10 protein-coding genes are annotated in these 12,706 nt (G+C 62.8%); 4 read left to right on the top strand and 6 right to left on the bottom strand.

Going from position 1 to position 12,706, the window contains the following annotated elements; genetic code table 11:
- The first annotated feature begins 281 nt into the window (after window positions 1–281).
- Complete coding sequence (locus V7747_RS15170; protein ID WP_335616850.1) at window positions 282–1,865, top strand: gamma-glutamyltransferase family protein; 1,584 nt, start codon at window positions 282–284, stop codon at window positions 1,863–1,865.
- A gap of 83 nt (window positions 1,866–1,948) precedes the next feature.
- Window positions 1,949–2,644: a GntR family transcriptional regulator gene (locus tag V7747_RS15165; protein ID WP_335616849.1), complete on the top strand. Its 696-nt coding sequence runs from the start codon at window positions 1,949–1,951 to the stop codon at window positions 2,642–2,644.
- On the opposite strand, the gene V7747_RS15160 is transcribed toward V7747_RS15165, so the two are convergent.
- The 4 genes from V7747_RS15160 to V7747_RS15140 all read right to left on the bottom strand — a co-directional run bounded on the left by V7747_RS15160 (window position 2,618) and on the right by V7747_RS15140 (window position 8,498).
- A complete protein-coding gene (locus tag V7747_RS15160; protein ID WP_335616848.1) occupies window positions 2,618–3,865 on the bottom strand; it encodes an amidohydrolase family protein in 1,248 nt (415 codons plus the stop codon). The two genes, V7747_RS15165 and V7747_RS15160, sit on opposite strands and share 27 nt — an antisense overlap.
- A complete protein-coding gene (locus tag V7747_RS18620; RefSeq protein WP_442909277.1) occupies window positions 3,862–6,378 on the bottom strand; it encodes a branched-chain amino acid ABC transporter ATP-binding protein/permease in 2,517 nt (838 codons plus the stop codon). Before V7747_RS18620 ends, V7747_RS15160 begins: the two co-directional genes overlap by 4 nt.
- Window positions 6,375–7,244: a branched-chain amino acid ABC transporter permease gene (locus V7747_RS15145; RefSeq protein WP_335616847.1), complete on the bottom strand. Its 870-nt coding sequence runs from the start codon at window positions 7,242–7,244 to the stop codon at window positions 6,375–6,377. Before V7747_RS15145 ends, V7747_RS18620 begins: the two co-directional genes overlap by 4 nt.
- A 66-nt stretch (window positions 7,245–7,310) precedes the next feature.
- Window positions 7,311–8,498 (bottom strand): ABC transporter substrate-binding protein, encoded by a 1,188-nt coding sequence (locus tag V7747_RS15140; protein WP_335616846.1) that lies wholly within the window; start codon window positions 8,496–8,498, stop codon window positions 7,311–7,313.
- Between the two features lie 198 nt (window positions 8,499–8,696).
- Between V7747_RS15140 and V7747_RS15135 the strand changes: the two genes are divergently transcribed.
- The gene (locus tag V7747_RS15135; protein WP_335616845.1) at window positions 8,697–9,095 is read left to right on the top strand and encodes a nuclear transport factor 2 family protein; all 399 of its coding nucleotides are present in this window, start codon (window positions 8,697–8,699) and stop codon (window positions 9,093–9,095) included.
- 3 nt (window positions 9,096–9,098) lie between these two features.
- Here V7747_RS15135 and V7747_RS15130 read toward each other — a convergent pair whose 3' ends face one another.
- Complete coding sequence (locus V7747_RS15130; RefSeq protein WP_335616844.1) at window positions 9,099–9,923, bottom strand: AraC family transcriptional regulator; 825 nt, start codon at window positions 9,921–9,923, stop codon at window positions 9,099–9,101.
- A gap of 137 nt (window positions 9,924–10,060) precedes the next feature.
- Here V7747_RS15130 and V7747_RS15125 point away from each other — a divergent pair, with 137 nt between their 5' ends.
- Window positions 10,061–11,050, top strand: a complete 990-nt coding sequence (locus tag V7747_RS15125; protein WP_335616843.1) for a bile acid:sodium symporter family protein — start codon at window positions 10,061–10,063, stop codon at window positions 11,048–11,050.
- A gap of 63 nt (window positions 11,051–11,113) precedes the next feature.
- On the opposite strand, the gene ppnN is transcribed toward V7747_RS15125, so the two are convergent.
- Complete coding sequence (ppnN, locus tag V7747_RS15120; RefSeq protein ID WP_335616842.1) at window positions 11,114–12,487, bottom strand: nucleotide 5'-monophosphate nucleosidase PpnN; 1,374 nt, start codon at window positions 12,485–12,487, stop codon at window positions 11,114–11,116.
- Window positions 12,488–12,706 lie beyond the last annotated feature (219 nt).

Here is a 12,706-nt window from a genome sequence, read left to right as displayed (position 1 = left end):
AGGGGTGGTTTACAGGCACCGCCAAGGTCATGGTCTTGCTTGCCGGGGCGCCTCCGTAGATCAGCTGAACTGGCAGGGTATGGGAATGATGTCAGCGCGGACTGGTATGAGAGTTAACCGTGCGAGAAGTGAATGGTGCGAAAGTCGCCTCTCGCCTGGGGTAGAGCGCATGCCAAAGAGAGGGCTAGCCCTGGGGCATAAATCGGTTGCAGCAATCCGGAACGAATCTTGCTTAAATTGCTAGCAATAAATCAATGGTTAGCTAGAAGAGAGAGGTCTGGATGCTGGCGCAATCTCATGCAGGGGTGATCTGCACCCCGCACCCCGAAGCCACGGCCGCGGGTATGCGTATGCTGGACGCAGGCGGGACGGCGATCGACGCCATGCTGGCAGCCAGTGCCGTATTGGCGGCGGTCTATCCGCACATGACCGGATTGGGTGGTGATGCCCTGTGGATGATCCATGATCGCCGCGTGCGCACCATTGTGGGGATCGGGCAGGCCGGCCAGCGGCTGCCGGACGGCGGCGGCATCGGTCTGCGCGGACCGAGTGCGGTGGCGACTACCGCCGGCGCGCTGGCCAGCTGGCAGGTGGCGCAGGATATCAGCCGTCGCGAATGGGGCTCACGGATGGGCTGGCAGGATGTGCTTGACGAGGCCGCTCAGCTGGCACGCGAGGGTGTGGTGGTGTCGGAGTCGCAGCTATTCTGGCAGGCGCAGCGCGGGGCAATGATTGAAACCCTGCCCGACCTCAAGGCGCTTTGTCAGGTCGATGGCCGCTGGCTGCAGGCGGGCGACCGTTTGCGCCAGTCACGGTTGGCGACCACGCTGGAACACCTGGCGCGCCATGGCGTGCAGGACTTTTATCAGGGCGAACTAGCTACTGCCTTCGCCGAGGCCTTTGCGCGCCTGGGTTGCGGCTTGCAGCGGCAAGACCTGGCGGCTACCCGCGCCGAGGAACAGGCGCCACTGTCGATCCGCTACCGCCAGGGCACGCTCTACAACGTGGCGCCGCCCTGTCAGGGCCTGTATACCCTGCAGGCGATGGCGGCCTTGCAACACAAGGCGGTGGCAGCCGCAGGCAATGGCAGCGCGCGTTATTACCACTTTCTGGTTGAGGCGATCAAACAGGCGCTGCTGCGGCGCAACGGCGAGCTTTGTGATCCCGTTGGCGCCGGCTGGGATTATGCCGCCAGCCTGTCGGAGGGCTGTGCTCGAGACTACGCCGCCTTGATTGACGACCAGCAGGCCGCGCCCTGGAGTGAACCCGGCCGGCCCGCGGATACCATCTGGATGGCCGCAACCGATGCCGAGGGGCGCAGCGCCTGTCTGATTCAGAGCCTGTTCCATGACTTTGGCTCAGGCTGCGTACTGAGTGACACCGGCGTGCTCTGGCAGAACCGCGCGGCGGGTTTCAATCCGGAGCCTGATCACCCCAACGCCTGGGCGCCGGGCAAGCGACCAGCGCACACGCTTAATCCGTCGGCGTATCTGGCGGATAACGGGCGGCGGCTGTTCTTTGGTACTCAGGGGGGCGATGGTCAGCCGCAGACGCAGATGGTGTTGGCCACCCAACTGGTGGACTTTGCGCAGCCCATCGACAAGGCGCTGCGCACGCCGCGCTTCCTCTTGGGGCGCAGCTTCTTTGACAGCACCGACAACCTTAAATTGGAGGCCGATATCGACCCGGCGGTGAGTGCTAGGCTGGCCGCGATGGGGCATGAGGTCGAGACGATTCCGGTACTCAGCCCCTACACCGGGCAGGCGGGCGCCATTGCCATTGAAACCGACGGCCGGCGTTTTGCCATGCATGACCCACGCGGACAAGGGAATGCGCTGGGCCAGAGTGGCCGCAGCGGCGGTTGAACCGCCGCTGGCGCGGGGTGATAATGCGCCACTGCTAGCCATCGTCCCTGAGTGTCGCCGGGGGCGTGATCAACGAGAGAGTCATGGTCGCCAAACCGCAAACCGCTAAACAGGCTGAAGTGCAGCGCATTTTCGATGCGCTATCCAAGGCCATTGCCCAGCATCGCCTGCGGCCTGGCACCCGCCTGGTCGAGGCGCAGATCGTCGAGGCGCTCAAGGCCAATCGCAATCACGTACAGACGGCGTTGCAGCGGCTTGCGCTGCAACGCATTGTCACCATCGAGCCGAATCGGGGTGCCCTGGTATCGCAACCCAGTGCGAGCGAAGCGCGGGATGTGTTTGTTGCTCGGCGCGCCATTGAGCGGGCGATTGTGGAAAGCATCAGCCCTGAGGTCATGCGCAAGCATCAGCGCCGGGTCCGCGATCACGTTTGCAACGAGCGCAAGGCCACCGGATCGGACGATCGGCGCGACATCGTGCGCGAGCTGAGCGAGTTTCACCTGATGTTGGGCGAGCTGAGCGGCAATCAAGTGCTGAGTGAAATCCTCGCCAACCTGATGGTACGCAGCTCGCTGATTGTCGCGCTGTATCAGCGCAACGATGTGCCCTCCTGCGCCTCAGACGAGCATGAAGAGATTCTCACCGCGCTGGAGCAGGGTGATCGCGGGCGTGCAGTGCAGGTGATGATCGAGCACCTCGATGAGCTGGAGAGGCAGCTGGATCTCGACGAGGTGTCCGAGCCGGAAGTCGACCTACGCCAGGCGTTGGCCGACCTTTGATAATGGCTTCAGCAGGTGCGGTTGCTCGCGTTCGAAAGTCTGGCGCCCGGCCTTGAATCCCATCAGCGGCGCCTTGATCTGCGCCACCACGGCCGCGGCCGAGGGTGCATCAAAGACTACAAAATCCGCCCTGCAACCTGGCGCCAGACCGTAGTCCCTCAGCCGTAGCAGGCGCGCCGATTCCGTCGACACCCAGGCCAGACAACGCAGCAATTCGGCCTCGGTGCCCAACTGACTGACATTGGCAAACAGGTTGGCCTGGCGTACCAGCGAGGCGTCGCCGTAGGGCGTGAAGGGATTGTCGATATTGTTGGTCGAGAGTGAGCAGGTCACCCCGCACTGATCCAGTTGCGCCAGCGGCGCCAGACCGCGTGGCTTGTTGTGAAACTGCTCGCGCCCGGTCAGAAACAGGTCGGTACTCGGCAGACAGGTGACGTTTACCCCGGCCTGCGCCAGTTGGGCTGCCTTGGTCAGTAGTGCGTCGCGCGGCAAGGCGGACAACTTGGTGACGTGGCCCACGGTGACCCGGCCCTGCCAGCCGCACTCTTTGGTGCAGCTGATCACCTTGTCGATGCTCATGTGCTGTGGATTCAGGTCAAAATCCAGATGAAAATCCAGATCGCAATTGTGCTCCTGCGCGAGGGCGAACAGCCGTTCTATCTGCCCGTCGGGGTCGCTGTCGGTATAGGGGCAGCCGCCCAGCAGATCGGCGCCCTGTTGCAATGCGCTGACCAGCAGCATCTCGGTGCCGGGGTTGTTGAGCATGCCCTCCTGCGGGAACACGCAAATCTGCAGGCTGATGGCCCAGGCGTAGTCCTCGCGCAACCGTAGAATGGCGTGCAGACCGGTGAGGCCAATCTGCGGGTCGATTTCCACATGGGTGCGCATGTGGGTGGTGCCTTGCAGGATGGCCTGCTCCAGCACTTGTGCGCCGCGCTGGTAGACGTCATCTTCGCTAAAGGCAGCCTTGGCCTGGCGGGTCTGCTCCACCGCTTCGGCGAGGGTGCCGTGCTGCAGCTGGCAGCGGCTCATGATGCAGGCCTTGTCCAGGTGGATGTGGGTTTCCAGTAGGCCCGGCAACACCAATCGGCCCTGCAGATCGAGGTTGGCGGGAGTCCGGCCAGCACTGAAGTGGCTTACAAAATAACCTTCCTCGATACAGAGTTCGACGGGTTGCGGCTGATCCGGCAGACGTGCATTGACTAGTCTCAAAGCGCTCATGCGACCGCCCCTTTGCCCTGACCTTCACGCTGCCCTTCACCTAGATACGCCGCTTCCAGCTCGCGGTCGCCGCGCAGTGCTTCGGCGCTGCCGGATTTGACGATGCGGCCGGTTTCCAGCACATAGGCGCGGTCGGCGACCTGCAGCGCGAGGTTGGCCATCTGGTCGACCAGCAGCAGGGTGACGCCTTCATCACGCAGCGCGGCAAGGGCGTCATAGAGTTCGCCGATCATCGCTGGCGACAGGCCCAGCGAAGGTTCATCGAGCAGCAGGATTTTCGGCTTGGCCATCAGTCCGCGTCCCACGGCGACCATCTGCTGTTCACCGCCGGACAGCAGCCCGGCCTGGCTGTCGATGCGATCACGTAAACGCGGGAAGCGGCGGAGTATGGCTTCGATCTCGGCGTCCTCGTCGACCTTGTCGGTGCGCGAATAGGCGCCCAGCAGCAGGTTGTCGCGCACCGTCAGTTGCGGGAACATCTGCCGACCTTCGGGCACCAGCGCCAGGCCGCGCGCGGCAATCTGGCTGGCGTCCAGATGCTGAATGCTCTCGTTATCGAGCAGAATCGAGCCGGAGGTCGCCGGGTGCAGGCCGGCCAGGCTCTGCAGGATGCTCGACTTACCCGCACCGTTAGCCCCCAGAATGGCGATAAGCTCGCCAGGGTTGACCACCAGATTGACCTTGTCGACCACTGGCGCGGCGCCGTAATCGAGCACCAGATCCTTGATGTACAGGCGCGCATCGCGCGAGCCGCGCCAGGCCTGCGCGCGCGGCGTGGCCTGGTAACTGGTGCCGCCGAGGTAGGCTGCCACTACGCGCGGGTCCTGACGCACTGTGTCGGGTGTGCCCCAGGCAATGGGCTGACCGGCGTCGAGCACCAGAATACGCTCGGACACCGCCATCACCAGGGTCATGTCGTGTTCCACCAGAATCACCGCGATGCCGTAGTCGGCCAGTGTGCGAAACAGGGCAGCGAGTTGCTGGGTGTCCTGCTGGCTGAGTCCGGCGGCGGGCTCGTCGAGCAATAGCACGCGCGGTTTGGAGGCCAGCGCGCGGGCAATCTCGACCAAGCGGCGATCCACGTGCGGCAGCTCGTCAGCCAGGGTGTTGATGGGGCCACGGTAGCCCACCAGTGCCAGCAGTTGCAGTGCCAGATCGCGTTGCTGGTGGCTGGCACCCTTGATGATATTGCCCAACTGGCCCTGCTGCATGCCCGCCAGCAGGTTGTCGAGTACGCTGAGCTCGCCAAAGAGTTGTGTGGTCTGATAGGTGCGGGCGATACCGGCGCGCGCCAATCTCCAGGCCGGCAGTCCGGCGACCTCGTCGTTCAGCTTGATGCTGCCGCTGTTGGGCGCGTAGAAGCCGCTGATCATGTTCAACACGGTGGTCTTGCCAGCGCCGTTGGGGCCAATGATGCTGGTGATGCTGCCGGGTCGGGCGCTGAAGCTGACATCCTTTGCCGCCTGCACACCGCCAAAGCGAATGCTGATGTCGCTCACCTCAAGGCCATTGCTGGCCTGGGCACCGGCAAAGAACGCCTTCAGTTGGGCCAGGTCCGCCTGCGCAGGCGCGGGGTGTTTTACTGGCTTCAACCACAGCCGTGCGGCGCTACCCAGCAGACCGCGCGGGGCGACCCAGAGTACGCCCAGCAGCAGGCCGGAGAAGATCAGCAGGCGGTATTCGGCCGCGCCTGACAGCGCCTCGGGCAGCAGCACGATCAGCAGCGCGCCAAGGACCGGACCCAGCACAGTGCCGGCGCCGCCGACGATCACCGCCAGCACGAACAGAATCGATTGAGTGAACGGAAAGGACGCCGGGTTGATGAACATCATCAGCGGTGAGACCAGTGCACCGGCCATGCCGGTCAGCAGCGCAGACAAGGCGAAGGCGAGGGTTTTGGTCTGTACCGGATTGAAGCCCAGCGAGCGCGCGGCGATCTCGGAGGCCTTGACTGCGCGCATGGCGCGGCCCCAGCCACTGCTGCGCAGCAACTGAAAAAACAGCAAGGCGGCCATCATCAGTGCGCTGGTCAGCAGCGCCAGCAGCACGGCCGGGTCCAGGTTGCCCAAGGCCGGCATGGGAATCCCCATCAGGCCGTTGGCGCCGCCGGTCAGGCTGCGCCATTCCACCAGACCGTGATGCACCACCAGCGCGAAGGCAATGGTGATCATCGCCAGGTAAGGCCCGCTTACCCGCAGTGCCGGAATGGCCAGCAGGCCCCCGGCGATGGCACAGACCAGTCCGGCTGCCGGCAAGGCCAGCCAGAGCGAGAGGCCCTGCAGCGTCAGCAGCGCCGAGACGTAGGCGCCAATGGCGTAGAAGGCAATGTGGCCGAAGGAGATCTGCCCGCTCAGGCCGATCAGAATGTTCAGCCCTACGCCGACCACCACGGCCAGGGCGAAAAAGCTGAAAACCAGCAGTGAGTAGCTGTCCAACGTAAAGGCCATGATCAGGCTGGCCACGCCCAGGGCGAGTTGCCCCAGAATCAACAGGGTCTTGGCGTGTGCATTCATACCTTCACCAGTGTCTTGCTGCCGAACAGGCCGTTGGGGCGCAACGCGAGCGCCAGAATGACCAGTGCGAACGTGAATATTTGGGTAAAGGCCGAGCCGAAGTAGATGGTGACCAGCGCCTCGACCAGACCAAACAGCAAACCAGCGAGAAACACCCCGCTGGCGCTGGAGATACCGCCAAGGATTGCCACGGCGAATGCCTTGAGGCCAAACAGCGTGCCCATCTCGGCGCTGACGTTGAACAGCGGGGCGATCAGCATGCCGGCAATCGCCGCAAACACCGCCGAGACGGCGAAGGCAATCGCCACCACGCGGTTGACGCGGATGCCCATCAGCATGGCGGCCTGGGGGTTTTGCACGCAGGCTTCCAGCACCTTGCCGAGCCGGGTGTAGCGGCGTACCAGCAGAAGTGCGAGGGCAATTGCAGCGCCGATCACCGGGATCAGCATCTGCAATACGGAAATATTGGCGCCCAACAGGGTGACGCCGGTGTTGGTCAGTTCAGAGGTGAACTGACGGGGTTCCTTGCCGAAGGTAAACATGGCCAGGTTATCGACCAGAATACCGGCGGCCACGGTCGCCATCAGCCAGGCGTCAGAGCCACGCGAGCTGAATGGGCGCACCAGAAAGCGCTCGACCGCCAGGCCGTAAACGGCGCAGAGGGTCAGGGTCATGGGTACCGCCAGCCAGATCGGCCAGCCCCAGGTGATATGGAAGCTGTAACCCAGTACGGCGCCCACCATCATGGCGCTGCCCTGGGCAAAGTTCACCGTGCGCGAGACCACGTAGGTAATGTGAAAGCCCAGCGCGAGCAGGGCATACATACTGCCCAGCCCGAGACCGCTGATAAGGGCGGCGGTAATCATGTTGATGCTCCTTCAGGGCGGCGCCGTGTTGCCGACGCCGCGGTATAGCCAGATGTTGCGGTGTGCTCAGGGCTTGACCGGAACGATGCTGCCGTCGACAAAGTGCGTGAAGATGTAGTCTTTTGGTCCCAGGGCGTCGTGCTGGGTAGGGGTGAAGGCCGGTTTGTAGTCCTTGATCAAGCCCTTGTATTCATCAATCGCGTAGAAGCCATCGCGCACGGCGGTGCCTTCTGTTGAGCCGGCTTTTTCAATTGCCAGCGCGGCCAGATGCATTGCGTCGTAGGCGTTGGCGATGCCGACTGCCGGGGTGATGTCAGCAAGGGTTTTGATTTCGGGGTACTTGGCTTTCAGTGACGCCAGTACCTGATCGCCCTTGGCACTGTTGTTGTCGGTGAATACGTAGGTCTGGATGAAGTGCACGCGGCTGGCGTTGGGGCCGGCCAGTTCACTGAAACGACCACCGGCCGGACCCCAGTGGGAGACGACTGGTACATCCCATTCCATGCGATCCAGCGACTTGACCACCTGCGCCGACGGGCCAACGTTGCCGACCATCAGCAGGGTATCGGCGCCGGCGTTTTTCAACCGGGTGAGCTGCGGGATCACATCCAGGTCGCTGCTTTCAATGCGCTCGATGCCGGCCCATTCCATATCGCGCGACTCCAGCGCATGGCGAAAGCCCTTCTCGTTGGACTCGCCCCAGGGGTTGTTGATCAGCAGCATGCCCGGCTTGCTCATGCCGTACTCATCGATGCCGTATTGCACCAGGGCTTCATCGACGATCTCGTCCATGGCCGACACGCGGAACACGTAGTTGTCCTTGGCTCCGTTCTGAGTAATTGAGGTGCCGGCAGCCCAAGGGCCCATGAACGGCACTTTCATCTGATTGACCAGCGGCACTATGGCCAGCGACACCGGGGTGTCCAGACCGCCAAACAGCACCGCGACTTTCTCGCGTTGCACCAGCTCGCGGGCTGCCAGCATGCCCTTGGCCGGATTACTCTCATCGTCGCGGCGGATCAGTTCGACCGGCTGGCCAAGGATGCCGCCGGCGGCGTTGATCTCGTCGATGGCGATGGTCAGGCCGCGGGTGAGGGCTTCACCGGATTTCGCTGATTGGCCGGACAGCGCCGCAACCAGACCGATCTTGATGGTGTCGGCGGCCTGCACCGGGGTCAGCACCATGAAGCTCAAAGCGGTGACCACAGCGGCCTGTGGCCAGAGTCGGCGCAACGGGGTAAGAACCTTTTTCATGTTGTTTCTCCTTGATGGCTAGCATTTGTACGATATTTGCTAGCAAAATGGAGGCCATGCTTTAAAACCGGAGTTAAACCGCGTTTGCTCCGGCTTTTCGCCATTTTTGCGCACCCTGGTGGTGCGCTGCGCACCGAATTCAGGCAGTGGCAGCAACGCCCTGCGTTCAATAAACAGTGAGTAATCAAGAGACAGACAATGAGCATTGAAAATCAGGCGGTACAGATTGTTAGCGATTTTCTGGCGGCGTCCATGGCGCCAGACCCGGTCAAGGCCGCTACCTTCATGAGCAGCGATGTACGCATCACCTTCACTGGTGGCCGCGTGATGCCCTCAGCGACCGAGATCACCGCGTTCAACGCCGCGCGCTACAACTGGGTAAAGAAAGAACTGGGCCAGTTCGACTGGACCGAGCACGCCGACCACACGGTGGTGTACTCCAACGGCACGCTGTACGGCGAATGGCCCGATGGCCGCAGCTTCAGCGGCAACCGTTACCTGGATCGGTTTGAGGTACGCGACGGCAAGATCACCCGCATGGATGTGTGGAACGACAGCGCCGAATGGATTCTGGTCCCCGAGATCGCCAAACCCTGAAGGTCAACGCGGCGGCAGCGCCGCAGTGAGTTGCCCGGGTTGTTCGCCGAAAGCGCTGGGCGTTAGCCCCATGTGCCGGCGAAAGGCGGCGATGAAAGCCGAAGTGGAGTCGTAGCCGCAGGCCAGCGCCACGTCGGTCACCCGTTCGCCCTGTTGCAGCAAGGGCAGGGCGCTGAGCAGTCGCAGGCGCTGGCGCCAGGCGCGAAAGCTCAGCCCGGTGTGCTGCACGAATAGCCGGGTGAGTGTCTTCTCCGCCAGCTGCAGCTGTTGAGCCCAGTCACTCAGGGTGGTTGGCAGGTCCGGGCTTTGGTACAGCGCCTCGCATAAGGGTTGCAGGCGCGGCTCCGCTGGCCAGGGCAGAAACAGCCCGGTATCGGCAGCGGCCTGCAGTTGGTCGAGCAGTACCGCCACCAGACGACCATCGGCGCTGTGCTCGTCGTACTCGGCGGGCAGGCTGCCGAAGTGGTTGATCAATTCACGGGTCAGCGGGTTGATCTCCAGTACCTTGCAGTGCTCTGCCACCCAGGGAATGGCGCTACGCTCGATATACAGGCTGCGCATCTCGGTGGCCGGTGAGCTGATCACGGCGTGCGGCAAATCCGGCGGAACCAGGATGGCCCGCTGCGGCGGGGCAAGAAAGCGGCCGCGCGCCGTGTGCACCGACAGCACGCCGCGAATGGCGTACGACAGTTGCGCCCAGGGGTGGCTGTGCCACTCGGTGGCGGCACTGCGCGGCAGCGACTCCACTCGCGCATAGAGCGGGCGGGGCAGGCCGGCCAGCTCGGGAACGCTGCGGTGAATGGGAGAGGTTTGTCCGTTTCTCGACATTGTGTGTTCAGATCGCGTTAGTCGGTCGTAATGGCACACAGTAAACTGCTGCCTTGCTGGTAACAAGCCAGTCGCCGCAAGCCGCAGTGATAGGTAACTCCTGATAACAAGCAGCACCGATAAATAGAGAGTAGAGCATGGCCAGACCGCGTTTCCTTCCCGATAACATGACCCTTTGCCTGATCGCCGTGGTGATCGCCGCCAGCCTGTTCCCGGTCAGCGGTCAGGCCGCGGTGGCCTTCGATGGTCTGACCAATGCGGCTATCGCTCTGCTGTTTTTCATGCATGGTGCCAAGCTGTCGCGCGAGGCGATCATCTCCGGCATGACGCACTGGCGCCTGCACCTGCTGGTGTTTGCCTGCACTTTCATCCTCTTCCCGTTACTTGGGCTGGCGCTGAAACCCGTGCTGGTGCCGCTGGTAGGGGATGAGCTCTATCTGGGCATCCTGTTCCTCTGTGCGTTGCCGGCCACGGTGCAGTCGGCGATTGCCTTCACCTCGCTGGCGCGCGGCAATGTTGCGGCGGCGGTGTGTAGCGCGGCGACCTCCAGCCTGTTGGGTATCTTTGTCACGCCGTTGCTGGTACTGCTGATGATCGGTGCCCAGGCCGGCGAGTCCAACACGCTGGATGCCATCGGCAAGATCGTAGTGCAGTTGCTGGTGCCTTTCATTGCTGGCCAGATTGCCCGGCGCTGGATTGGCGACTGGGTTGCCCGTAACAAGGGCTGGCTCAAGTCGGTGGATCAGGGCTCGATTCTGCTGGTGGTCTTTGGTGCCTTCAGTCACGCCGTGGTAGAGGGCATCTGGCAGCAGGTACCGCTGTTCCAGCTGGCTGGTCTGGTGGTGGCCTGTTGTCTGCTGCTGGCGCTGGTGCTGTTTATTGTCAGCTTCTTGGCCCGTCGCGCCGGCTTCAATACCGAAGACCATATCACCATTCTGTTTGCCGGTTCGAAGAAGAGTCTGGCCACCGGCGTGCCCATGGCGCAGGTACTCTTCGCCGGGGGCGCCATAGGCGCGCTTATCCTGCCGTTGATGCTGTTTCACCAGATTCAGTTGATGGTGTGTGCGGTGCTGGCCGAGCGCTACGCGCGGCGGCCGGAGATCGAGGCGCCGGTAGCGGAGGTTTGAAGCGCGGCTTCAGGTGGCAGCCCCCAGTCCGTTATCGGCTTGGGGGCAGATGTATCTCGCGGCTCAGCTGACTACCCGATAACAGGGCACATAGTCTGCGCCACCCGGCAGCTTCATCCGGTGCTGGCTGACAAACGCCTGCAGCAGCCGGTCAAGCGGCTGCATGACTTCGGCGTCGCCGTGGATTTCATAGGGGCCGAATTGTTCAATGCGGCGGATGCCCTGGTCCTTCACGTTGCCGGCAACGATACCCGAGAAGGCGCGGCGCAGGTTGGCGGCCAGCTCATGGGGCGGCAGGCTGCGGCTCAGTTGCAGGCTGGCCATGTTTTCGTGCGTGGGATCGAAGGGGCGCTGGAAGCCTTCTTCAATACGCAGCAGCCAGTTGAAATGGAAGGCGTCGTTGCGCTCGCGGCGAAAGTGCTCCACTTCGCCCAGGGCGCTGGTCATCTGCCGGGCAACTTCCGCCGGGTTATCGATGATGATCTGGTAATGCTGCTGCGCAGCCTCGCCCAGGGTGGCGCCAACAAATTCATGCAACTGCTGCAAATAGGCCTTGGCGCTGGCAGGCCCGGTGAGAATCACAGGGAAGGGCAGCTCGGCGTTGGCAGGGTGCATCAGAATGCCCAGCAGATAGAGAAATTCCTCTGCCGTACCGGCGCCGCCGGGGAAGATGATGATCCCGTGGCCCACGCGCACAAAGGCTTCCAGACGTTTTTCGATGTCAGGCAGAATCACTAGCTCGTTGACGATCGGGTTGGGCGCTTCGGCAGCAATGATGCCGGGTTCGGTCAGGCCCAGGTAACGGCCACCGCGGTTGCGCTGCTTGGCGTGGGCAATGGTCGCGCCCTTCATCGGGCCCTTCATCACGCCCGGTCCGCAACCGGTGCAGATGTCGAGACTGCGCAGGCCCAGTTCATGGCCGACTTTCTTGGTGTATTTGTACTCTTCGGTGCTGATCGAGTGGCCGCCCCAGCACACCACCATCTTTGGCTCCACCGCTGGGCGCAGAGTGCGCGCGTTGCGCAGCAGGTGAAAGACGTAATCGGTAATGCCTTCCGAGCTGCTCAGGTCGATGCGCTGACTTTCCAGCTCGCTTTCGGTGTAGACGATATCGCGCAACGCGCTGAACAGCATCTCGCGGGTACTGGCAATCATCTGGCCGTCAACGAAGGCATCGGCCGGTGCATTGACCAGTTCCAGGCGCACGCCGCGATCCTGCTGATGAATATAGACGTCAAAGTCCTGATAGGCCTCAAGAATCGTCTTGGCGTTATCGACGTGGGCGCCGGTATTCAGAATGGCCAGAGCGCATTGGCGAAACAGGCTGTAGGTACTGCCGGAGCCGGCGGCGCTGAGCTGTTGTACTTCACGTTGTGACAGGGTTTCCAGGCTGCCCTTGGGGCTGACTGAGGCATTGATAACCTTCTTTGCTGGCATGCGATATTCCTGAAGCGGGGAGATAGCGACCGCCAACACCTGGCGGACAAACTTATAGTGATGCGTAGCAAGAGGATTGTCCACGCAGGGCTCGGCTGAGCGCCGTCCGCGGTGGCCTTCGTCGCTGCTGTCGGTGGAGTCTGCGGGTGCTGGCGGCAGGTGGTGCGCTAGAGCGCTCGGTATGTGGGCGGGGTCAGTACTCAGCCTCCGAGCGCTATG

This window comes from Halopseudomonas sp., assembly GCF_036960865.1.
Classification (GTDB): Bacteria; Pseudomonadota; Gammaproteobacteria; order Pseudomonadales; family Pseudomonadaceae; genus Halopseudomonas.
This window is presented reverse-complemented; position numbering and strand designations above follow the sequence as displayed.

Excerpts from the sequence above, each read along its gene's own strand:
- V7747_RS15125 (WP_335616843.1), top strand. The coding sequence starts at position 10,061 with ATGGCCAGACCGCGTTTCCTTCCCGATAACATGACCCTTTGCCTGATC.
- V7747_RS15160 (WP_335616848.1), bottom strand. The coding sequence starts at position 3,865 with ATGAGCGCTTTGAGACTAGTCAATGCACGTCTGCCGGATCAGCCGCAA.
- V7747_RS15135 (WP_335616845.1), top strand. The coding sequence starts at position 8,697 with ATGAGCATTGAAAATCAGGCGGTACAGATTGTTAGCGATTTTCTGGCG.
- V7747_RS15170 (WP_335616850.1), top strand. The coding sequence starts at position 282 with ATGCTGGCGCAATCTCATGCAGGGGTGATCTGCACCCCGCACCCCGAA.
- ppnN (WP_335616842.1), bottom strand. The coding sequence starts at position 12,487 with ATGCCAGCAAAGAAGGTTATCAATGCCTCAGTCAGCCCCAAGGGCAGC.
- V7747_RS15165 (WP_335616849.1), top strand. The coding sequence starts at position 1,949 with ATGGTCGCCAAACCGCAAACCGCTAAACAGGCTGAAGTGCAGCGCATT.
- V7747_RS15145 (WP_335616847.1), bottom strand. The coding sequence starts at position 7,244 with ATGATTACCGCCGCCCTTATCAGCGGTCTCGGGCTGGGCAGTATGTAT.
- V7747_RS15130 (WP_335616844.1), bottom strand. The coding sequence starts at position 9,923 with ATGTCGAGAAACGGACAAACCTCTCCCATTCACCGCAGCGTTCCCGAG.
- V7747_RS15140 (WP_335616846.1), bottom strand. The coding sequence starts at position 8,498 with ATGAAAAAGGTTCTTACCCCGTTGCGCCGACTCTGGCCACAGGCCGCT.
- V7747_RS18620 (WP_442909277.1), bottom strand. The coding sequence starts at position 6,378 with ATGAATGCACACGCCAAGACCCTGTTGATTCTGGGGCAACTCGCCCTG.